A 22,826-nucleotide genomic window follows, 5' to 3' on the forward strand; every position below is an offset into this window, starting at 1 on the left:
TATCTGAGAATATTTCTCAATTTTTTTGGCGAAATCCACTTTATTAAACTAGAACTGCCCGACAACCAGTTCTTTCCACGAGATCTTGATAGTTTCTCCCGCGCAAATCCCTTCCCCGATCATCAAAGGCCAAACCCGGCAGTACCAGAAGATCAGGCTTCTCTTGATCCTGTACATAATCTTCTATAACCTTCAGGAAATCTTCTACTAATAAGAGCCCGGCGGATTTGATGGTCCCCCCAAAAGTCCTGTTGGGAACAGGAACAATAGTAATATCTATTCCCGGCCTCATGGTTTTATGTAAAGCTTCCCGGAGCAGGGGCTCACCCCATTCTGAAGCCAGAACCAGTACTTTCTCCGCCTTTTTTGTAAGATTCAAAATCTCAGTAGCCAAACTTAAAGGTAAATCATAGTCCATCACCAGACCACTTTTCTCTCCCGGACATACTTCCAGTATAATTATATGCTCTGTCCCGCCGTCAGTAACCTTAATCTCATATTTCCCCGGTTCACTTAAGAGCCGAAAAGCTTCCACCCGGGAAAAAGGAGTAAGGCCATTGATACTGATAATCATTTGTCCCCGCCTTAAACCCGCCGCTTCCGCCTTACTCCCTTTAATTACTCCTGTAATTATTGGCTTTAAATCCAAAAGCCCCGGGGGTTCGATGGTTAGAGGAACACTACACTTTTCCCGGAGGTCTTTCAAGAAAGCCAAAAGTTCCTTTTCCCAACCAGGGGGAGGCTGTAACTTCTCTTCAGTATAGCGGGTAAAACCGGGCAGAAAAACTCTAATGGTCCGAGCACCCTTTTCTTCTAGAAAAAATACAGTCTGGGCCAGGTCTTGCCAACCCGTTATCCAGGGCATGGGTACGATACTGCCGTGATACGAAATTCCCGCAACTTGCAACCTGGCAGGGGCCTTAAGGGCCTCCTCTGCCAGGTTATCATGCATAATGATTTGACGCATACCAGGTGAACAGGAATTGAGGGAGAGATTGATTTCCAGGGGTTCCAGGCTTTTTAACAAACTAACCTTTTTTTCGTCCAGTAACGTACCATTGGTTGTTAGCTGAATACCGGTAAGGGGGAATTTATCCCGTAATAGCCTCAAGATATCCATCATACGGGGATGGGTAAAAGGCTCGCCTTCCATGATTCTGGTAGCGGATTCGCCGATGACAATCTTTTTCTGAGGCGATAAAAACATCACCAGGTCTTCTACGGTTTCCCAGTCCAAAGGCGGTAGAAAATAGGCTTCTATTCCTGCGGGGTTTTGCCTGTGGCTGCAGAAAAGGCAGCTCACATTGCAGCAAGAGGTGAGGGGTAGGATATTGTAATTTTGCACCGACCTGAAAAGAACCTGTTTTACAAGTCTATCTGCCATTGGCCTCTTCCTAACCGAATTTATACTGGATACCATAACCTCCCCGGGGATTGCGCCAGTCTATAATCCCTGGGGGACAGCAGTAACGGCACGTACCGCATTCCAAGCAGCCTTCGTAAGCCGTCAAAATACGGTTTTCTGTCTCATTCCAGGCATAGACTTTAGCCGGGCACATGTAGGTACAGGGTTTAAAATCACACTTGAGACACTCTCCACGGTCTACAATCCGGATATGGCTGTGTTTATCGGCCTGATAGCGGTTAATAAAGAGTTTATCTTCTATTCTCATCCTAATGTCCTCCAGAATCCCAGCATATCTTTCCCTATCTGTATAGGGCTGCGCATTTCTTTAACAAGACGGTAAATTTTCCGCTGTTTTTCCTTCTTGGGAATACTGTCCACGGTCAGAAACTCTTTAGCAGCACGGCTCAGCATTTCTGGATACGTTTGGAAAAATTGAGGGTTGTGGTCGAAGAATTGATTGGCATTGCGGTATTTATGTAAATCCTTTAAGACAAAGGTATCATTCAACCGCTCATGATATTTTTTCAGAAAACCGGCGGAATAATCCCCTGCTTTATGAGCTTCGACAATCACCTCGGCGGCAACCTTCCCGGAGGTCATGGCCAGATTGGCCCCCTCCCGGTGCAGCCCGTTGACAAGCATGGCCGCATCACCCACAATGACCACACCGTCCCCATATAACCTTGGCACCGCGTGATAGCCGCCTTCCGGGATGAGCTTGGCTTCGTATTCCTTTAACTCGCCACCCTCTATGAGGGGCTTCACGGCGGGATGACTTTTCATATGCTCTAACAGGTCATTGGGATTTACTTTTCGGTCGATCATCTGGGACATGAGGGCCCCTACACCTACGGAAAGGCTCTCCTTGTTGGTATAAATAAAACCGGTACCGATCATATTCTTTGTGTTCCAGCCCACCAGCTCGATGGTAGCCCCTTGCCCAGGCTCCAGGCCAAAACGGTCTTCAATCTTTTCCTTGGGTAGAGCGATAATTTCTTTGACGGCTACAGCCAGCTGGTCCCAGGCATGGCGTTTTTTAAAGCCCAGCTTTTCCTGGGTAAGAATGGAGTTACAGCCTTCGGCAAGAACTACCACATTGGCCAGGACTTCTCCCTCGGGTCGTCCCGTTTTTACACCGATGACCCGGTTGTCTTTCATAAGTAAATCTTCAACCGTTGTCTCACAGACCAGAACAACTCCAATCTCCTCGACTTTTTTCCCCATCCAGCGGTCAAACTTGGCCCGCAGCACGGAAAAGTTGTTATAAGGTTCTTCATTGAAAGTCCGGTTGCGATAGCCCATTTTGACCACAGCATCTTCAGTGGTTATCCAGAGATTCTGTTCTACCAGGGGTCGTTCCAGAGGGGCTTCCTGCCAGAACTCAGGGAAGACAGCATTGGTGGCCTGACTGTAAAGGACTGCCCCTGAGACATTTTTGGCTCCGGGATATTCCCCTCTTTCCAGAACAATAACGTTAAGTCCTGCCTGTCCCATCACATAGGCTGCTGCCAGCCCGGCAGGGCCGCCGCCTACCACGGCCACATCAAATTTTTCCGGCAAGATGAACCCCTCCTTCCGCTACTTTACCCGCAATTTTTTGCCGAAACGCCTCCGTCAGCTTAGGGACGATAGTGAATAAATCACCCACAATACCGTAAGTAGCCACTTTAAAAATGGGTGCCTCCGGATCTTTATTAATGGCTACGATGACATCTGAAGTTTGCATGCCTACCAGGTGCTGGATAGCCCCGGATATACCGATGGCGAAATAGACCTTAGGACGTACGGTAGTACCCGTCTGCCCCACCTGATGGGCCACAGGCAGCCAGCCTGCCTCCACAGCGGCCCGGGAAGCACCTAAAGTTCCCCCCAGGACATCGGCCAGCTCTTGTAGATAGGCAAAATTCTCTTTGCTGCCCACCCCGCGACCGCCAGCCACGATAATATCAGCTTTATCCAGGTAAACAGCACTGCCTCCCTCACGAATCAGCTCTACAACCTTCGTCTTAACCTCATTTTCCGTCACGAGTGATTTTTCCTGAATAATTTCTCCCTTCCGTTCCGGGTCTCTTTGCGGCATAGGCATGACCCGGGGCCGCACCGTAGCCATTTGGGGCCGGTAATTCTTGCAGACAATGGTAGCCATAATATTTCCCCCAAAAGCAGGGCGGGTCTGAAGCAGTAACCGGCTGTCTTTTTCGATTGACAACTGGGTGCAGTCTGCCGTTAGCCCTGTGGAAAGGAGGGTGGCTACCCTTCCGGAAAGGTCCCTGCCCAGGGTAGTGGCCCCCAGCAAAAAGATTTCCGGTTTATATTTTTGTACCAGGCTAGCGATGGTTTCCGCATAGGGTTCGGAACGATACTGGGCCAGGACAGGACTTTCCACCAGATAAACTTTGTCAGCGCCGTAAAAAACCCCTTCCTGGGCTATTTTTTCAACTCCTTGTCCCAGGATAATGCCACATAATTCCACTTCCAAAGCATTGGCTAGCTGCCTGCCAGCCCCCAGGAGTTCCCAGCTGACAGGAGCCCCCTCTCCCTCCTGGTGCTCAATAAACACCCATACGCCTTTATATTCACCCGCTTCACCCTGTGTAGGGCCTTTCACCTCTTTAATCCGTTCAATGCCTCTTTCCACAGTATTTTGTGATTTTCGATCTTCGAGAGTCAAGGCCTGGGTTGGACATACAGCCACACAGGCACCGCATTCCGTACATTTTTCGGGGTCCACTTCCACGATGCCGTCTACCAGGGTTAGGGCATCGTAGGGACAAGTTTGGACACAGGCTCCACAGCCTATACAATTTCCCCTTAATACTTTAACAGCCATATACTCCCTCCTAACTGTTGGGGATTATTTTTAAAGGAATTAATTTTTCTACCAGTTGGGCTACAACACGGTCAGGATCCTCCTGCCCGCCTGCAATCATTTCTCCACCGGGCCGCTCCGGGGGAGCAAAAATATTGCGTACCATGGTAGGCGAGCCTTTAAGCCCCAAATACTTATCTTCTACCGGGATATCCTGCTTATTCCAGGTCTCCACTTCATAGCGTGCAGCCCGGATAAGATTAGGTAAGCTGGCATAACGAAGTTCGTTAAGGTCCTTAACCACTGTGAGCAAAACGGGTAACGCAGTTTTTACCACTTCCCGTCCATTTTCCAGCTTGCGCTCTACCTGGATCTCATTTTTCTCCCGGTCAATTTTGTCCACTTTCATCACATATGTAAGCTGGGGAATCCCCAGCCGGGCGGCAATCCCCGGGCCCACCTGGGCCGTATCCCCGTCAATAGCCTGCTTACCGCAAAGAATTATATCCACCTTTTCTTCCTCATTGAGTTTTCGAATGGCCTGGGTAAGCACATAACTGGTAGATAAAGTATCGGCGCCGGCAAAGGCCTTATCGGAAATGAGGATAGCCCTGTCCACTCCAAAAGAGACTGCTTTCCTCAATGCATCGATAGCTAAAGAAGGCCCCATGGTTATGACGGTAACTTTTCCCCCGTACTGATCTTTAAACTTCAGGGCTTCTTCTATGGCATGTATATCATAAGGATTGATAATGGCCGGAACCCCTTCACGAATTAACGTGTTGGTCTTGGGGTCAATTTTTACTTCCGTAGCATCAGGCACCTGTTTCATGCAAACAACATAATGCATTTTTTTACCTCCTTCCTGTTAGTATCATAGTTTAGCATATTATTGATTTTTATGTAAGATTTGCCTAAGAAAGTTCTACCGGAAACTGGCTCTGCATATACTTTAATGGGAATAGTACTGGAAGAACATATGCTCTATATATCCACAGTTTCCACAGACTTATCCACAGAATAAACCCTTAAAGAATATGTCCCTAGTCATTATTCTCCACATTATCCACAGGTAATGTGGTTTTTGTGCTGCTTTTTTATCCACACGAAAATCCTTGATATTTCAGTTATGCACAAAGTTATCCACTTTATCCACAATTTATCCATTCACATGGGACTAAAGGCGCATCTCTTCTGTGACAAAAAAACCAACCAATCCTAATCATAGGAGAGGTTGGTTTTTTCTTTTCTCTAGATGACCAGACTTTACTCTTCTTCTCCGGAAGACTCTGTCTTTTTTAAAAGGACTTTTTCGATCCGGTGTCCGTCCATCTGCTGTACTGTCAGTTTTACACCGTCTAATTGAACGCTATCTCCCGTCAAGGGCACCCGGCCTAATTCGGTAAAAATTAAACCTCCTACGGTGTCAGCCTCTTCGCAAATGAAATTCAAGCCCAGTTTTTCGTTTAATTCGTCTATACGCAAGCTTGCGTTTACCAGGAATGTCTCTCCGTCAATCTGCTGCAAGTCAGGTTCTTCGCTGTCATGCTCATCCTGGATATCCCCCATAATTTCCTCAATAAGGTCTTCCAGAGAAACAAGCCCCGCCGTACTGCCATACTCATCTAAGACAATGGCCATATGAATTTTTTCTTTTTTCATGGTTTTAAAGAGTTCATTAACCTTTTTTGTTTCCGGCACAAAAAGCGTAGAACGCAGATAGTCACAGACATTAAAATCCTTTTGTGCCTGAAGGGCAAGAAAAATCAGGTCTTTAATGTGTACTACGCCCAGGATATTATCTACAGAATTTTCGTAAACGGGAATCCGCGAAAACTGTTCTTCCTGAAAAATTTTAATTAGCTCCTCAAAAGATATGTTTTTCTCCACAGCCACAATGTCCGGTCGCGGCACCATCACATCCCGTACTACCGTATCGGTAAATTCAAAGACTCCATGAATCATCGTCTTTTCTTCCTGGTGAATAATCCCGTCCTCCTGGCCCGCCGCCACCAGGCTGATAATCTCCTCTTCCGTAATACCGTTGCTCTGCTGGGAATCTTTAACCCCGAGAACACCGGTAATCAGGTCAGTAAAGAACGTCAGCATTTTTACCACCGGATAGAGGATAATCATAAAGAATTTAACGAAGCGAAGCAGGGTAAAGGATACGCGTTCCGCATACTGGACAGCTATGGTTTTGGGGGTTATCTCACCGAAGACCAGGATAACCACCGTGAGAAGCAAAGTGGAATAAAGAACACCCATTTTCGGTCCCCAAAGCTGGATGGCCAAAGCAGCGCCAAGAACCGATGCTGTAATATTAACAATATTGTTGCCAACCAGAATTGTTCCTAAAAGCCGGGCAGGATCATCTAAGAGTTTATTTACACCAACGGCTTGGGGATGCAGTTCGGAAACCAGATGACGTAAGCGGTACTTGTTAAATGAAGTAAGGGCCGTTTCCGCCGCCGAGAAAAGGGCCGACAGGAAAACCAAGACTACCAGTATAATTAGCTGATAGCTACTATCAGGGTCCAAGCTAAGACCAACTCCTCATTATATATTGGCTGTTATTCAGCCTGTATCTAATATTTGATTATACTAGATTACCCATAATTTATGAATCACACTTTTCCTCCAGCGCAAGTATCTTCCTAAAGAAAAGGATAATATGAGAGGGGTAAATAACAATAATGGCCTTATCTGTCCCAATATGGGGAAAATAAGGCCGAAACAGCGTAGTTTTTAGTACAGTTTTAAGTTGGGCACAGCATTAAGATACCAGTCCGCCCGTTCCCCCATTTTATAACGGTAATAACCGGCACAGGCAATCATGGCCGCATTATCCGTACAGTAATGGAAGGGAGGATAAAGAAGTTCCAGGTTTTCCTCACTACAACGCTCATGTAAGTATTTTCGCAAGGAACTGTTGGCAGCTACTCCTCCCGCCAGTAAAACTGTCTTCACACCTTGCACCCTGGCAGCTTTGACGGTCTTTTCCACCAAAACTTCTACCACACTGGCCTGAAAACTGGCAGCCAAATCTGCCTTATTCACTTCCTCGCCTTTTTGGGCGGCACGGTTTAAATAATTTAACACGGCCGATTTTAAGCCACTGAAACTAAAGTCATAGTTATCGTCCCCCAGCCAGGCCCGGGGCAAAGCAATAGCCTTCTCGTCTCCTTCCTTGGCCAAGGACTCCAGCAGGGGGCCGCCCGGATAGCCTAAACCCATAGCCCGGGCTACTTTGTCATAAGCTTCCCCTGCAGCATCATCCAGGGTCTGTCCCAATAAACGATAGCGACCATGCCCTTGCATCTCCACCAGGGCCGTATGTCCGCCGGAAACTACCAAACAAACCACAGGAAAAAGGATAGAATCATTGCCTAACCAGTTGGCGTAGATATGTCCTTCAATATGATTAACACCGACTAAAGGGAGTTTTAAGGCGTAGGCCAGGGCCTTGGCCGTACTCACACCCACCAGAAGCGCACCTACCAGCCCAGGCCCGTAGGTAACGGCAATGGCTGTAAGGTCGTCAAAAGTTATGCCAGCTTCTTGCAAAGCCAAATCGACAACCAGATTAACCTGTTCCAGGTGATGACGGGAGGCAATCTCCGGCACAACCCCGCCGTATTTTTGGTGAATCTTGATCTGGGAGGCTACCACATTGGCCAATATGTCCTGTCCGTCAGCCAGAACAGCTGCCGCCGTTTCGTCGCAGCTGGTCTCAATAGCCAGGATGATTTCTCGTTTCTGCATGTTATCATTCCCTCGAATAGTTGTCAGTTGATAGTTGATAGTTTGGTAGTAATTTTTAACGTGAACCGTTAACAGTTAACCGTGAACCGTAAATATGAACCCGCTATGAAATTTTTAAAAACGGTTCACTGTTCACGGTTTACGGTTTACGGTCTACGAATAAGGTTATCTGGACACCACACACTGGGCTCCGGTCATCAATAAATCGGATGTCGGAAGTCGGAAAGCGGACGTCGTCACTTAGTGATGTCCTTCCACATAATAATGGCATCTTCGTTCGTATCTGTATAATATCCCGGGCGGATACCGGCAGCAACGAAGCCCATCCTGTGGTAGAGATGCTTGGCCGGTTCATTAGAAACCCGCACCTCTAAAGTCATGCGGGCAACCTTTTTTTCCAGGGCCAAGCGAATCATCCCATTAATCAGAAACTCCCCCAGGGCCTGTCCGCGTAAAGCCGGAGCAATGGCAATATTCGTAATATGGGCTTCATCAATAATAATCCACATACCTCCATAGCCCAGCACAGTCGAGGGATCTTCTTCAGTCGCTACTACTAAGTAGTGAGCGAACTGATTATCTGCCAGTTCGCATGTAAAAGCGTAAGGCGACCAGGGAGTGGGAAAGGATTTTTTTTCAATGGCAATAACCTGGGTTATATCATCTAAGGTCATGGGTCGCAGAATATATTTCATGCTGTCACCTCTAACTGCACGACTGACCCAGCAATCTCGCTTCCGCTTCCGCCGGGCGTATATAAACCGGTTTAAGACTATATAAATCGACGGTCTCCCCAGCCAGCATTTTCTTCCTGCCTAACCAGGCCACCTGAGAAGCACGGATCTGCCAGTGGATAGGTGGAGGTATCAAAGCCTGGCTACCCATTATTTCCTGCCAAAGTCCCAGGTATACGGGAACACCATCACCTAGCAAAATCACCGGTTCCCGAAAGGCGAGAAGTTCTCGGGCCCATGTTTCCGGGGCAATAGCCCGGGGGGAAACCAGTTCTTCTTCTCCCTTCCCCGTAAAACGAAATAAAGCTGTATAAACCTCGTGCTTCCTGGCATTCATGACGGGAGCCACCAGGGCCGGTTGTGTCTCCATATTGCCTGCCAGGATACGTAAGGTAGAAATACTCACCAGGGGGACTTTACGTCCCTGGGCCAATCCCTTCGCCGTAGCCATACCTATCCGGAGCCCGGTAAAAGAACCCGGACCCCCTCCCACAGCAATCCCCTCTATTTGCTCCAGATCAATTCTGACCTGCTTTAAGAGGTCATCGATGAGGGGCAGTAACTGCTCCGAATGGGTTAACCCAATATTTAAGACGATTTCCCCCATAATTCCCTGCTCCGAAACCAGGGCCACAGAAGCAACCGGTGTGGAACTCTCAATTCCTAGCACAAGCATATTCTGTCATCTCCTCCACCAGTTTTTCTATAGAAGGCCCGTGGGGTTCCAGCCTGATCTGCCTGCCCTCTCCCTTATCTGGCTGGTAAATACGCCGGATAGAGATAAGAAGATACTCCCGGGGCAAATATGACCTGATAAGATCACTCCACTCCACTGCAGTTACCCCAGGTCCGTAAAAGAACTCTTCATAACCCAGTTCCTCCAGGGATTCAGGACTGGGTAAACGATATACATCAAAGTGCGTAAGAGGAATCTCCCCCTCATACTGGTGAATCAGTGTAAAAGTCGGGCTAGTCACGGGTTCCTCCACACCCAGGCCCTGGGCTAATCCTTTGACGAAAAGAGTTTTCCCCGCTCCCAGTTCACCCTCTAAAGCAATGACTTCTCCACCTTTAAGTTTACTTCCTAATATACAGGCTATGGCCAATGTTTCCTCTGGCGAAAAAGTATCAAATTCCAGCAAATTCAACACTCCAAACAGCAAATTACTTTTCCCGATTTCCGTTTACCGACCTCTGAAGTCCTGACATGAATTACTATTAACTAGCAACTAGTAACTGGCAACTAATAACTATTATAACCTAACTGCGGTAGTAATAGGAAAGTGGGGGAAAAGAAAAAACTCCCGAAGGAGTTTTATAGACTACTTATACCCGGCATGTTACAAGACTCATTCTTGAGCAGGCTGCCCAGATACTCTTTTAATTTTATCACATCGAAAGGTTTCAGGATATAGCCTGTACACCCGTACTTGATCAAATTTTTCACGGTATTTGCCTCACCATAGGCAGTCATAATCACTATCTTCACATTTTGGTCGAAAGAACGTATTCTTTTCAGGGCCTCAATGCCATCCATCACAGGCATCTTGATATCCATCAGCACTAATTTAGGTTTTAGGTCGGCGGCTAGTCTCACGCCTTCTTCCCCGTTAGTAGCCGCAGCAATCCTATAATTGTCTTCCTCAAGTACCACAGACAACAAGTTTCTGATTCCCGCCTGGTCATCAACAATTAAGATGTCTACTTTAGCAGTCAAGGATGGCTCACCTACAGTCTATAAGGTTAGGGGGCACATTTTCTTATAACCTTATACTATAAATTCTCACAAATATTCCCTATTTCCTGCGAAGAATTATGTAACATTCATGGATGTTTTGTCGGAATAGACATTTTTACCGTTAATATAGACAGCTTCCACTCTGGTACGCCAATCTAACGGGTCTCCCGACATAACCACCAGGTCAGCGTCCTTCCCTTTTTCCAGGCTGCCAATACGTTCATCAAGTTTTAGGATTTTGGCGGGATTGATGGTAATGGCTTTTAAGGCCTCTTCTTCCGGCATCCCATGCTTAACGGCAAAGGCGGCGCATAAGGGCAGATACTGAATAGGTGTCACGGAATGGTCCGTAGTTAAAGCTACCAATACTCCTGCTTTTTGTAAAACTGCCGCTGTCCGCCAGGTGATCTCCGCCAGTTCAACCTTAGCCCGGTTAGAAAAAGATGGACCTACGACTACCGGGATCTGGCGTTTCACAATTTCCTCCACAATTTTATGAGCTTCCGTGCCATGTTCAATGACAATTTCTACGCCGAATTCTTCGGCGATGCGCATGGCGGTCATAATATCATCGGCCCGGTGGGCATGGGCCCTCAGGGGCATTTGTTTCGTTAAAACCAGACTTACGTTTTCCATACCCAGATCCCGTTCAAAAACATCCTCCTCTTTTTGGGCCTTAGCTTTTTTGGCAAGATAATCTTGGCCATCCATCAGGGTCTGGCGTAAAAGAGCAGCAATAGCCATGCGCGTGGAGGGCATTTTCTTCAGTTCGCTGTAGACCCGTTTGGGATTTTCCCCAAAGGCCACTTTCAAACCGGCCTGGGGGACCAGCACCATTTCCTCCATTGTTCTTCCATAAGTTTTTAAAACCAGGGATGTACCTCCAATGACATTGGCACTTCCGGGACCTGTCATCACCGTAGTCACCCCGCCTTGTAGAGCATCCTGAAAAGCAAGATCGTAAGGATTTACTGCATCTAAGGCCCGCAATTCAGGGGTAACAGGTTCAGTCATTTCGTTAAGATCATCGCCTTCAAAGGCATAGATTTCTTCTAAGATGCCGATATGGGTATGGGCATCGATGAATCCCGGTAAAACCGTTTTACCCCTTGCATCTATAACCTCGGCATCTGAAGGTATAGCTACATCGGGACCAACAGCAAGAATCTTGCCGTTTTGCCAGAGAATGGCCCCCTTTTCCCAAAGATTTCCCGCCATGGTATAGATACGACCGTTTACTAAAGCTGTTTTCTCCAACATTGCCACACTCCTATTTGGGGTCAATTACACCGGAGAAACGTACTACTTCCAACCCGGCTTTTTCCAGTTCCTCAATAATTTGATTGATTCCTACCGAATCACTGGCCATATGCCCGGCGACAATCACGTTGCCGATATTTTGTTCTTTAACCTCTTTCACCACATCATCCGGTACATGCATTACAACCAGGGTACCTATGCCTGCTTCAAAATAAGCTTTAAACACCTTGGCTCCCCCACTGGTACCTCCGGCAAAAGTGACAAAAACCTTTCCGGCGTAGCTTTCCTCACTGCCTACCCTGATTTTTGGCTGGGCATGAGTTTTCTGGTACTCGGGTAATTCCATCAGGGCATTTACTACATCTTTTAAAGTAGCTTTGGGATAAGGACCAATTTTCTCATCCAGGTGTTTTTGCACCACCCTTTGGGCCAGAAAATCGGCCGGGGAATGAATAGCCACAAAGGACATTCCCAAAAGACGGGCTGCCGAAACGGCCCGGTTATAGTTGGAAACATGCAGGTTGCGTTCTACCTGCTCTTTTCTTTCGGACAGCACTTTTTGGGCCTTATTAATGGGCACGCCTGCTTCCACCATCCGGTCTATCTGGTTTTCCATAACCTTAAAAAGATTAACCAGGTGTTCACCTTCGGGATGATGGGTGATGAGGCAGTCTACTCCCAGCTCTTTGGCTAATAGGACTTCACCCACCTCGATATCCACTCCGAAGGCTGCTTTTTTAATATTCTCTCCCGGTACAAGTACGCCGCTGTCCGCGGGTACACAATCCAAACCGGCCTTTTTTACGGCGATATCCAGGATTTGTTCCGTGGTAAACATCATTGTACCTCCTAACGACTTCCGAATTCCGCATTCCGACACCCGACTCTTTTTAATATTTTATTCCGTTAGCTGCCTTCAGGACCCCACTACCAACTACCATATCGCTGCCCGTCACTGCTACCTGCTACCCGATAATATGCTGCTAATTCGGGTATCGGGAAACGGGAAGCGAAAGTCACTAACAACTACCAACTACCAACTACCAACTAATCAATCCCCCGCATGGTAAGGCTGATTCTGCCCCGTATTTTATCCACACTTAACACAGCCACTTTGACAATATCACCCACAGCGACAACTTCCATTGGATGCCTGATATATTTGTCACTCATCTGCGATAAGTGGACTAACCCGTCCTGTTTTATGCCAATATCTACAAAGGCCCCAAAATCAACGACATTGCGCACAGTACCCTGTAAGACCATGCCTTCCTGCAAATCATCCAAAGTTAAAACATCCTGTCTCAATAAAACAGGTGGAAGGTCTTCCCGGGGGTCGCGGCCGGGGCGCTTTAGAGCCTCAATAATATCACGGACAGTGGGAACTCCCGCCCCCAGTTTCCGGGCCATAGCCTGGGGATCAACGTTTTCCAGGGCAGCTCTGATTCTTTCACCCTTTGTCCGTAAATCATTCAGGGCAAAACCTATCTCTGCCAGCAAAAGACAGGCCAATTCATAAGACTCCGGATGAACCGGGGTATTTTCCAGGGGGTTATCCCCTTGGGCGATACGGATAAAACCGGCACACTGCTGGAAGGTCTGGGGCCCTAAACGCGGAACCTTTAGCAACTCTTCCCTCAGCCGGAACTTACCCTCTTTTTCCCTGCGGGCCACAATGGCCTTAGCTACGGAAGCACTTAAACCGGCTACATATTGTAATAACGAAACCGAAGCGGTATTCAGTTCCACACCTACCGTATTCACACAGGACTCCACCACACCGGCCAAAGCCTGGTTTAAATCTTTGGCATTTACATCATGCTGGTACTGCCCTACACCTACCGATTTAGGATCGATCTTGACCAGCTCGGCCAAAGGATCCTGGAGGCGCCGGGCAATGGAGATCCCGCTCCGGTAGGATAAATCCAGCTCGGGAAACTCTTTAGCAGCCAGGGGGGAAGCGGAATACACAGAAGCCCCCGCTTCGCTGACAATAGTGTATTTTACCGGCAAATCATTTTCCCGGATAAATTCGGCCACCACAGCTTCCGTTTCCCGGGAAGCCGTGCCATTACCTATGGCGATAACATGAACATGCCATTTTTTGACGAGAGATTGCAAGAGCTCCTGGGCTTCCTGTTTTTTATTCTGAGGGGGATGAGGATAAATCACGCCAACCTCTAATAATTTACCTGTTTCATCGACTACAGCCAGTTTGCAGCCGGTACGAAAACCGGGATCGATCCCCAGCACAACCTGATTGCGTAATGGAGGCTGCAATAAAAGATTGCGCAGGTTGTGAGAAAAGACTTTAATGGCCTGCTCTTCACCTTTAGCTGTCAGCTCGTTCCTGATCTCCCGCTCCAAACTGGGAAATAAAAGCCTCTTGCAGCCGTCTTCCACTGCTTCCTGCATGGCCCCGGCCCCTAAACTTCTAGGGTTAGTCACGAACCTGTGATAAAGAAGATGAATAATCTCTTCCTCCGGTACCTCGATTCTGACCTTCAGGACATCCTCTTTTTCTCCCCGGTTAATGGCAAGAATACGGTGGGGAGGAATGCTGCGCACAGGTTCCCGGTAAGCATAGTACATTTCATAAGGTGTAGGTTCGGCACTTTCCCCTTTTGTCACTAATTCCCCTTTGGCCCAATAAACTTTTCTGGCCAGTTCCCTAAGCAAGGGGTCATCCGCGACCTGCTCGGCAACGATATCCCTGGCTCCTGCCAGTGCTGCTTCAGGCGAATCAATACCCGCTTCCGGATTAAGATAAGTGCGGGCTATCTCCAGTAAATCTCCCCCCTCCAGGGATTGATCGGCGATGATCAGAGCCAGGGGCTCCAGGCCCTGCTCTTTGGCAATACTGGCTCTGGTACGGCGTTTGGGACGATAAGGACGGTATAAATCTTCTAACTGCTGCAGTGTTGAAGCCTCATTTATTTCAGCAGTTAGTTCCGGAGTAAGTTTACCCAATTCCTCAATAAGGCGCAGGATTTCTTCTTTGCGTTTGGTCAGATTTTTTAAATACTCCAGCCTTTCCGCCAGTTTTCTCAGGGTCTCCTCGTCCATCTCCCCTGTGGCTTCTTTACGGTAGCGGGCGATAAAGGGGATAGTATTCCCTTCTTCCAGCAATTTAATGGCCTGTCCAGTACCGCTGTACGACCAGCCCAGCTCCTGGCTTAGTATCTTCGTAAAATCCATCTCATCTCTCCCCTTACTTTAACGTGAATGCCGGTCGGATTTCACCGATAACTTCTTTACGGAAATTCTGAAGCTCTGTGCGGGTGTGAATGGCAAGGAGTTCTTTTTCCTCACCGGTAATTAGTCCTAGCTGGTCCAGTACTGCAATTACGGCAGGCCCCACGGCCCGGGTATGTCCATCCTCTATCTTCAGGGCAATCCCCCATCCCTTGGCAGGTACACTGATGCAAAAAACACCCTCAGCTCCGTCTTTCGCTACTAACTTATTTCCTACGACTTTCATCAGGTCTGTAGCCAGTCTCCCAGTTCCCGCCACTAAAGAGGGATAGGCAGTCATCGCCTCTCTAAGTTTTAAGGAAGCCTCTTTCCTTTCGGGAGCAAAGCTTTCCGGCTGGGCCAAACGGGCGTAAGAAAAGGCCATCTTTTCTACAGTCATGGCAAAGACAGGTACGCCACACCCATCAATACCAATAGGAATTTCTTCCGGATTAAGGCCGGCAAAATCCGCCATACACTGGAGCATCAACTGCTGAACGGGATGCTCTAATTTATAGTAATCGTCTAAATTCCATTCGTTAAACCGCGTTAAAATCAACATGCCGGCATGCTTACCGGAACAGCTGCAGTGGAGAACAGTAGGTTCTAATCCTTTAGCTATAAGAGCTTTGGCGCTGGGCCTATGTAGAGGTGGATGAGTACCGCATTGTAAATAGGCGGCGGTTAAGCCAATTTTACTTAAGACCTGCATGACAACCCGGACATGTTCTTCTTCACCGCTGTGGGAAGCCGTAAGAACCGCAATTTCCTCCAGGCTTAAAGAATAATGGCTGGCAGCTCCACTCTCCAGGACAGGAATAGCCTGCATCGGTTTAGCCGCTGAACGTATGTACGTTAAATACCGGGGATCTCCCGCAGAGGCTACCAGCTTGCCTTCACTATCTACTACAGCCACAACGCCGCGGTGGACACTTTCCACCACATCCCCGCGTGTCACTTCAACCAGTTTTACTACTTCCATTGATTTCATCCTTTCGTTTCGCCACTCTTACATTATTCACCCGAAGATCAAAAATTCATCTTCTACTCTTTTAGTAACATTAAGAAAGACGAGCATCACTCGCCTTACCACTTAAGTAATATACCATATTTGGAAAATAGTTACCAGTTCTTTGTTAAACACACTAAACCCACGTTGTTCTACAAATGCAAAAAACGTGGCCTTTACCACGTTTCTATTATGTATTCCAACTTACTAACAACTAACAACTAAATTACAGTTCCACCAGCCCGAGGCTGATCTCCAAGGCACGGCTTACTTTACCCATGGTTACTTCATCCAGGCTGGAAACCTTCTCCTGGAGACGCCTTTTATCGATTGTACGAATCTGTTCCGTTAAGATTACAGAATCTTTGGTCAAACCACAGCTTTCACAGGATATTTCCACATGGGTAGGCAGCTTGGCCTTGTCAAGCTGGCTGGTTATGGCAGCAACAATCGTTGTAGGGCTGTATTGGTTGCCTATGTCATTTTGAATGATTAATACGGGGCGTGTACCCCCTTGCTCCGATCCTACCACAGGACTGAGGTCAGCATAGAAGATATCCCCTCTTTTTACTGTAACCATATCAGAGACACTCCACTAATTTGTTTTGGTAAAGGATATCTACCTCTAGTTCGGAATAAAATGCCTCCTGAGCTAAAGTAAGATTGATTTGGGCCATCTCCAGATAGCCTCTGCGCATCTGTTCCCGCAGATTTTTTCTTTTGGTTTCTGCTAAATAAAACCGCATGGCCTCTCTAATGAATTCGCTGCGGTTCTTCTTCTCTATGGTCATTATCCCGTCAACTTCCTCTAAGAGATCTGCGGGGAGACAAATCATGATGCGCTTAGTCTCTGACACAAAAAGCACCTCCCAATGGAAATAAAAAACCCAGCCTAAAGCATAGGTGCTATATCATTATATATATTATGCGTATATATCGTCAATAATTAAGTTATTTAACATAAACTCTGGGTACACGGGCAGAAATCATGCAGGTAATTTCATAATTTATAGTGCCCAATTTTTGCGCCAATTCATCCACAGAGATAAATTTGTCGCCATCATGACCAATAAGGGTTACCATATCCCCCTGTTTTACCTGGGGCTCTAAACCTGTGGCATCAAACATACATTGATCCATGCAAATCCTGCCAACCACCGGCGCCAACTGGCCCCGGTAAATTACTTGAGCCTGGCCCGAAAGCAAACGGGAATAACCGTCAGCATAGCCTAGTGGCAGCGTGGCAATAAGGGAGTTATCTTTGGTAATAAAACGGCCTCCGTAACTAATGGGCGTACCTGGAGGCACTTCTTTCACATGGGAAACCATGGCCCGCAAGGAAATGGCTTGTTTGAGGGAAACCTTTTCCAGTTCTACTTCCCCCGAAGGCTCTAGTCCGTAAAGCATAATACCGGGACGCACCATATCAAAATAAGCTTCCGGATGGTCAATGATGGCAGCACTGTTCGCTGCATGTTTTATTTTAAACTTGAAACCCGTTTTATCTTCTATCTCCTTAACAAATTGTTCAAATAAAGCCAGCTGCTGCCGGGTAAAAGATTTATCTTTCTCGTCAGCCTTGGCCATATGAGTAAAGATACCTTCCACCTCTAAAGCCGGTAAGGATAAAATTTTCTCTATCTCTTTTAGGCTAAGTTCATTGGGGCGTAAGCCAATACGACCCATTCCCGTGTCAATTTTCAGATGGATAACAGCTTTCTTTGCTATTTCTGTAGATATTCGTGATAATTCTTGAGCTTCCTCCAGGGAAAACACGGTAAGTGTAATTCCGTTTAAAAGAGCCCTCCTGTAATCCTCCTTAGGCGTCCAGCCCAAGATGAGGATGGGTTTTTCAATGCCGTTTTCCCTCAACTGGACAGCTTCATTCATGATAGCCACACCAAAACGGTCAGCACCGGCTTTGTCCAGGCTTTTGGCAACTTCCACCGCTCCATGTCCATAAGCATTGGCCTTGACAATGGCCATCACCTGGACGGCCGGGCCTACCAGACGCCTTACTTCCCGGTAATTGTGAATAATGTTTGGCAAGCTTATTTCCGCCCACACCGGACGTTCTAGTATCACAGCTATACACCCCCGATTAGTTACTAGTTATTAGTTACTAGTTACTAGTTATTTGTTGGTAGTTGGTAGTTGTCAGTGACCGATGCCGCCCGTTTCCCGATTCCCGATATATTTACGGGTAGCTGGTAGCGGGTGGCGGGCAGCGAATAACATAGTCGGACTTCGGAAGTCGGATATCGGAAATCGCTTAACTTTTCAGCGTTTTCAGCGCTAAAGGCAGCGTCTCCACGATGTCGCCGGCCAGCACTCCCCGTATTCCTTTACTTTCTGCCAAAAGGTCTCCGGCCAGGCCGTGTACATAAACACCCAGCATCGCCGCGCAGGCGGGCTCTAATCCTTGCGCCAGAAAACTTGCGATCACACCGGCCAGAACATCACCGGAACCGGCTGTGGCTAAGGACGGGCCGCCGCTGGAATTGATAAAAATGTGGCCGTCAGGTACAACAGTTATGGTAGCAGCACCTTTTAAAACAATAATCGACTGAAAAAGATCTGCTGCCAGGCGGGCCGTCTCCACCCTGTTGGCCTGTACTTCTTGCGCGGAAACCCCTAACAGTCTTCCCATCTCCCCCGGATGGGGCGTGAGAATAACTGGAATTTTTGCCGTCTTTAAGATACCCGTATCCTGGGCCAAAACATTAAGACCATCGGCATCGATCACTAAAGGAACGAGGGATTCAGCCAAGAGTTTCTCCAAAAGGTCGCCAATTTCCGGGTGAGTACTCAGCCCAGGTCCAAAAACCACTGCTTTCTTATTGGCTAGGAGCGGGCTCATCTCCCACCAGGCGGCAGCAGCCAAAGTGCGTTCGCGGGTTTCCGCCATTCCTCTGGTGAGCCCTTCGGGGAAGGCTATATCAAATAAATCGGCCAGGGAAGCTGGTAAACACGTGGTAACCAATCCTGCACCAGCACGCAGCACAGCTTTACTGGTCAAAAGAGCTGCACCGGTCATACCTCTGGATCCGGCAATAACCAGAACATGGCCAAAGGAATTTTTGTGCCCCTCCCAGTCACGCTGGGGTAAAAGCTTTTTGGCCAGTTCCCTGTCAATGTAATGTTCCTCCTTATCCAGGAGGGCAAGGGCATCCTGGGGTAAAGATATATCAGCCACCACAAGTTTGCCCACAAAATGTTTTCCCGGGTACAGTACCAATCCTCGTTTAGCCCAGGCAAAAGTCACCGTATAATTCGCCTTAATACAGGGGTCACCGACCCTTCCCGTATCTGCATCCAGCCCTGAGGGAACATCTATGGCTAAAACCGGGCAGGAACTCTCATTCACAACCTGAATAGCCCTGCTCACATGTCCTTGCGGGTCCCCCCGGAAACCGGTACCGAATATCCCGTCAATAATCAAGTCACAGTTGTTAAGGCTCAATTTCAATAAATAAAAGCTGTGGTCATCCTGTAGTTGGTGCCATTTCAGGTCTAAACTCTCAATAAAGTGCCAGTTGGTTTTCACTGCCCCCTGGAATTCCTCGGGCGGAAACAGTAAAAAGAGCTTCACTTCCGCCCCCAGCTGGTGAAGGTGGCGGGCTGCCACCAAAGCATCACCGCCATTATTACCCTTGCCCACCAGGATAATGACATAACGTCCAGAGACAGAGGCAAAAATCTGTTTCACAGTCTGTGCTATAGCATTACCGGCATTCTCCATGAGTAAAACAGTGGGAATACCTCGTTCTTCCACTGCCCACTTATCTAATAATTTCATTTCACTACCCGTTACGATCCGCATCCACATTCACCTTCCCCAATGGCTACAGCCATAGCATAATCGCGGCTGTGGGAAATACTCAGATTAATTTTTTTAATACCTAACTCCTGGCTGCGGTTCAAGAGCTTCCCGTATACACTAACCTGGGGCTGACCCTGCTCGTCCGGTAAAATCTCTATATCCCGCCAGGAAACACCGCGCAAACCTAAACCCAGAGCCTTCAGGATAGCCTCTTTCGCTGCAAATCGCCCGGCCAGGCACTGGTAGCCATTGGCTTTAGCCTGGCAATAACTTTTTTCCCGGGCCGTTAAGACCTTGTCCCACATGGCCGGATGCCGGAGGGCTGCCTCCCTGACCCGGCTTATTTCGATAATATCCGTACCAACGTATAGCATGTAAAACCTCCAAAAAACGCCTACCGACTTCCCACATCCGACTACCGAACCTAAGGTTCCCTAAAACTTGCGAATGAAGGATAGCGATAAGCGGCTAACAGTACATGATTTAACCCAATTCTTTTTCTATCACGTCACTGATTAAATTTACGACAGTTTCAAGCTGTGTTCTATCTTTTCCTTCGGCCATTACCCTTATTAGGGGCTCAGTACCTGAAGGACGCACCAGTATCCTGCCGGAACCGGAGAGAGTATTTTCTCCCCGGGCAATTGCTTCCTGAATGGCTGAATTTTTTTCCCAGCCCTGCTTGCTTTTTACCTTAACGTTACGCAGGACCTGCGGGTATGTTTCCATAGCCTGAGCCAGAGTACTTAAGGGCTGTCCCTTTTCCTTCAGTACCTGGAGGAGCTGGAGAGACGTCAAGATACCATCACCTGTTGTATTATGTTTGAGGAAAATGATATGCCCCGATTGTTCCCCGCCCAGTACAGCACCGGATTCCAGCATTTTTTCCAGGACGAAGCGGTCACCTACCTTGGTTTCCAAAACCTCAACCTTTTCCTTATGAAAGGCCTGTTTCAAACCCCAGTTGCTCATGACCGTAACAACGATTTTTTTCCCTAATTTATTTTTCTCGTGCAGGTTCAAACCACAGATAACCAGGATTTTATCTCCATCCACAAGCTCTCCCTTTTCATCTACGGCAATAACCCGATCGGCATCACCGTCATAAGCTAAGCCTAAGTGGGCCTTATGCTCCAGCACAGCCTTCTGTAAGCCCGCGGGATGGGTAGAGCCACATTCATCATTAATATTGATTCCATCCGGTTCGTTATTGAGGATAATGACCTCTGCCCCCAGCCTCCTCAACAGGATGGGAGCTGCCTGGTAGGCGGCGCCATTGGCACAATCCACCACAATTTTTAAACCCGTAAGATCACCCTTTACGATGTTCTTAAGAAAATTAACATATCTCTCCACGGCATCCGGTAGGGGGATCACTTTACCCAAATCTGCTCCTGTGGGGCGGGGTAATCCTTCCAAATCGCCAAGGACCAGCGCCTCAATCTTTTCTTCCAGCTCGTCATCCAATTTAAAACCCTTATGGTTAAAAAATTTAATGCCATTGTCCGGGGCAGGATTATGAGAGGCTGAAATAACCGCCCCGGCACAGGCCTCCAGCTCCCGGGTGAGAAAGGCAATGGCCGGAGTTGGTATGACTCCGGCTAAATATACGTCCAGTCCTGCGGAACAAATTCCTGCCAATAAGGCACCTTCCAGCATAGGGCCTGAATGGCGGGTGTCCCGGCCAATGACAATGGAACCCCTGCCCCTCTCTGGTTTAAGGAGACTGGCTGCGGCTCTTCCTAATTTAAACGCTAACTCCGGTGTTAACTCACGGTTGGCAACACCTCTTACGCCATCTGTTCCAAACATAACTGCCATATTTATAGCTCCTTCCCCTTTAACCTTCGTTACTTATGGTTACTTCCACTTTATTCGGTTCCACTTTTAATACCTGGAGGTTATTCGAAATATCCACCTTTACTTCCAACTGATAAGTCCCCGATGTTAAGCCCGCCAGATCCACTAGTGCCTTGATATCTTCAGCTTTAAGCTTGGCTATTTCTTCATGAGATCCCCGCACGGTGATACTAATTTTTTCGGGTTTTAGCATTACTTTAGTCCCTGCCTGCTGGTTTTGCTTATTCAGCGGGATTTCGTTAAACTGCTTGCTGACTGGCCCTGTCTCTACCTGGATTAACACCTTGACCGTGGGATCATAAAGCAGGCTTATCCCTTCCGGTGAGCTTAGTGTCACCTGGGTAACAAGATTCTGCTGGATTCCGGAGATATCGATAGGCTGGGTGGGAACATGGTCCACCAGGTTTAATCTATCATAAGGTCCGGTAATCTTCACTGTTTCCGGCTCTAAAATAATTCTCGCCACCTGGAAACCCTCGGCGGGCTTTCCGCTTAATACAGGTTTAACGGGTACGACCTTGGTGGGGCTGTTCTTGATGACAGGAATAAAGACCTGGATACTTTTAGGGTTAATGTCAAGAGAATTACCCTGTACAAGATTCCCCCATTTGTCTACAATATTGACCGGTACATTTAACACCAGGTTGTCCGTAGCCTGGTTCAGATCCACCGTCACCCGGGCGGAATCAAGATTGGCCAAAAGCTGCAGGGGTCCCTTCACCACTACCCTGGAAGGCGTAAGAACCGGTTCAAAACTGGCATAACCCTGGGCCACGGTATTCTCTATTTTAACCTGGACCGCCAGCTGTTTTTCCTGAATGGCATCGATGCGTAAATGAATACTGGGAGTTTTATTGTAGATCAGCTCTACACCTGCCGGAAGCGTAACCTGTACAGGATAATTACCCTCTCCCATTTTAGCCTGGGTTAGATCCACGCTGGCCTTGATATCCTTAGAAGTTAGGGGATTAATTAGGGAACGGGGTCCTTTAACCTTCAGCTCTATATTCTGGGGCCTATCGCCCGTAACCAGTCCTTCTTTTAAGCCATAATAGGAGACAGGCACACCCGAAAGAACTTTCTCAATTGTTGGATTCTGCAAATTGGTAACATAAAACCACAACAGTACCGCCAGTAAAATGGCCGCCGCTTTATAGGCGATGTCTCTTTTTATCAGTTCATGCAT

Annotated in this window: 22 protein-coding genes; all 22 read right to left on the bottom strand. The window is 47.7% G+C overall.

The genetic code is table 11. The features are described from left to right. Positions 1 to 43 precede the first annotated feature (43 nt). The 22 genes from BR63_RS09825 to BR63_RS09930 all read right to left on the bottom strand — a co-directional run bounded on the left by BR63_RS09825 (position 44) and on the right by BR63_RS09930 (position 22,826). Entirely contained in the window at positions 44 to 1,384 is a 1,341-nt protein-coding gene (locus tag BR63_RS09825; protein ID WP_034421587.1) for a radical SAM protein, read from the bottom strand. 10 nt (positions 1,385 to 1,394) lie between these two features. Continuing rightward, positions 1,395 to 1,673, bottom strand: a complete 279-nt coding sequence (locus BR63_RS09830; RefSeq protein ID WP_034421589.1) for a ferredoxin family protein — start codon at positions 1,671 to 1,673, stop codon at positions 1,395 to 1,397. Next, on the bottom strand, positions 1,670 to 2,968 hold the full coding sequence (locus BR63_RS09835; protein ID WP_034421591.1) for an FAD-dependent oxidoreductase: 1,299 nt from the start codon (positions 2,966 to 2,968) through the stop codon (positions 1,670 to 1,672). Before BR63_RS09835 ends, BR63_RS09830 begins: the two co-directional genes overlap by 4 nt. After that, entirely contained in the window at positions 2,952 to 4,238 is a 1,287-nt protein-coding gene (locus BR63_RS09840) for an electron transfer flavoprotein subunit alpha (RefSeq protein WP_034421593.1), read from the bottom strand. Before BR63_RS09840 ends, BR63_RS09835 begins: the two co-directional genes overlap by 17 nt. 10 nt (positions 4,239 to 4,248) lie before the next feature. After that, on the bottom strand, positions 4,249 to 5,067 hold the full coding sequence (locus BR63_RS09845) for an electron transfer flavoprotein subunit beta/FixA family protein (RefSeq protein WP_034421595.1): 819 nt from the start codon (positions 5,065 to 5,067) through the stop codon (positions 4,249 to 4,251). A 416-nt stretch (positions 5,068 to 5,483) separates the two neighbouring features. After that, a complete protein-coding gene (locus BR63_RS09850; protein ID WP_034421597.1) occupies positions 5,484 to 6,758 on the bottom strand; it encodes a hemolysin family protein in 1,275 nt (424 codons plus the stop codon). A 207-nt stretch (positions 6,759 to 6,965) separates the two neighbouring features. Next, entirely contained in the window at positions 6,966 to 7,982 is a 1,017-nt protein-coding gene (tsaD, locus tag BR63_RS09855) for a tRNA (adenosine(37)-N6)-threonylcarbamoyltransferase complex transferase subunit TsaD (protein WP_034421599.1), read from the bottom strand. A gap of 236 nt (positions 7,983 to 8,218) precedes the next feature. Continuing rightward, a complete protein-coding gene (gene rimI / locus BR63_RS09860) occupies positions 8,219 to 8,677 on the bottom strand; it encodes a ribosomal protein S18-alanine N-acetyltransferase (RefSeq protein WP_034421600.1) in 459 nt (152 codons plus the stop codon). A 10-nt stretch (positions 8,678 to 8,687) separates the two neighbouring features. Beyond that, positions 8,688 to 9,392: a tRNA (adenosine(37)-N6)-threonylcarbamoyltransferase complex dimerization subunit type 1 TsaB gene (gene tsaB, locus BR63_RS09865; protein ID WP_034421601.1), complete on the bottom strand. Its 705-nt coding sequence runs from the start codon at positions 9,390 to 9,392 to the stop codon at positions 8,688 to 8,690. Beyond that, positions 9,373 to 9,858 (bottom strand): tRNA (adenosine(37)-N6)-threonylcarbamoyltransferase complex ATPase subunit type 1 TsaE, encoded by a 486-nt coding sequence (tsaE, locus tag BR63_RS09870; RefSeq protein ID WP_338055973.1) that lies wholly within the window; start codon positions 9,856 to 9,858, stop codon positions 9,373 to 9,375. Before tsaE ends, tsaB begins: the two co-directional genes overlap by 20 nt. A 173-nt stretch (positions 9,859 to 10,031) precedes the next feature. Continuing rightward, the gene (locus tag BR63_RS09875; protein ID WP_034421603.1) at positions 10,032 to 10,433 is read right to left on the bottom strand and encodes a response regulator; all 402 of its coding nucleotides are present in this window, start codon (positions 10,431 to 10,433) and stop codon (positions 10,032 to 10,034) included. A gap of 96 nt (positions 10,434 to 10,529) precedes the next feature. Then, positions 10,530 to 11,714 (bottom strand): amidohydrolase, encoded by a 1,185-nt coding sequence (locus tag BR63_RS09880; RefSeq protein WP_034421605.1) that lies wholly within the window; start codon positions 11,712 to 11,714, stop codon positions 10,530 to 10,532. Positions 11,715 to 11,724: 10 nt separating this feature from the next. Beyond that, the gene (locus BR63_RS09885) at positions 11,725 to 12,555 is read right to left on the bottom strand and encodes a Nif3-like dinuclear metal center hexameric protein (RefSeq protein WP_243269973.1); all 831 of its coding nucleotides are present in this window, start codon (positions 12,553 to 12,555) and stop codon (positions 11,725 to 11,727) included. A gap of 206 nt (positions 12,556 to 12,761) precedes the next feature. Next, a complete protein-coding gene (locus BR63_RS09890; RefSeq protein WP_034421609.1) occupies positions 12,762 to 14,912 on the bottom strand; it encodes a Tex family protein in 2,151 nt (716 codons plus the stop codon). Positions 14,913 to 14,925: 13 nt separating this feature from the next. After that, on the bottom strand, positions 14,926 to 15,930 hold the full coding sequence (locus BR63_RS09895) for an asparaginase (protein ID WP_034421610.1): 1,005 nt from the start codon (positions 15,928 to 15,930) through the stop codon (positions 14,926 to 14,928). Between the two features lie 253 nt (positions 15,931 to 16,183). Next, the gene (locus tag BR63_RS09900) at positions 16,184 to 16,537 is read right to left on the bottom strand and encodes a type II toxin-antitoxin system PemK/MazF family toxin (protein WP_034421612.1); all 354 of its coding nucleotides are present in this window, start codon (positions 16,535 to 16,537) and stop codon (positions 16,184 to 16,186) included. A gap of 1 nt (position 16,538) precedes the next feature. Beyond that, entirely contained in the window at positions 16,539 to 16,814 is a 276-nt protein-coding gene (locus BR63_RS09905; protein WP_034421614.1) for a CopG family ribbon-helix-helix protein, read from the bottom strand. Positions 16,815 to 16,908: 94 nt separating this feature from the next. Next, entirely contained in the window at positions 16,909 to 18,042 is a 1,134-nt protein-coding gene (alr, locus tag BR63_RS09910) for an alanine racemase (RefSeq protein WP_338055975.1), read from the bottom strand. Between the two features lie 187 nt (positions 18,043 to 18,229). Then, entirely contained in the window at positions 18,230 to 19,780 is a 1,551-nt protein-coding gene (locus BR63_RS09915) for a bifunctional ADP-dependent NAD(P)H-hydrate dehydratase/NAD(P)H-hydrate epimerase (protein ID WP_034421615.1), read from the bottom strand. Further along, the gene (gene acpS, locus BR63_RS09920; protein WP_034421617.1) at positions 19,768 to 20,154 is read right to left on the bottom strand and encodes a holo-ACP synthase; all 387 of its coding nucleotides are present in this window, start codon (positions 20,152 to 20,154) and stop codon (positions 19,768 to 19,770) included. The genes BR63_RS09915 and acpS overlap by 13 nt, the downstream gene beginning before the upstream one ends. Before the next feature lie 109 nt (positions 20,155 to 20,263). Further along, positions 20,264 to 21,601 (bottom strand): phosphoglucosamine mutase, encoded by a 1,338-nt coding sequence (gene glmM / locus BR63_RS09925; protein WP_034421618.1) that lies wholly within the window; start codon positions 21,599 to 21,601, stop codon positions 20,264 to 20,266. A gap of 19 nt (positions 21,602 to 21,620) precedes the next feature. After that, positions 21,621 to 22,826 carry a CdaR family protein gene (locus BR63_RS09930; protein ID WP_034421620.1) on the bottom strand — a complete coding sequence of 402 codons (1,206 nt, stop codon included), beginning with the start codon at positions 22,824 to 22,826 and terminating at the stop codon, positions 21,621 to 21,623.

Source organism: Thermanaerosceptrum fracticalcis (assembly GCF_000746025.2).
Classification (GTDB): Bacteria; Bacillota; Peptococcia; order DRI-13; family DRI-13; genus Thermanaerosceptrum; species Thermanaerosceptrum fracticalcis.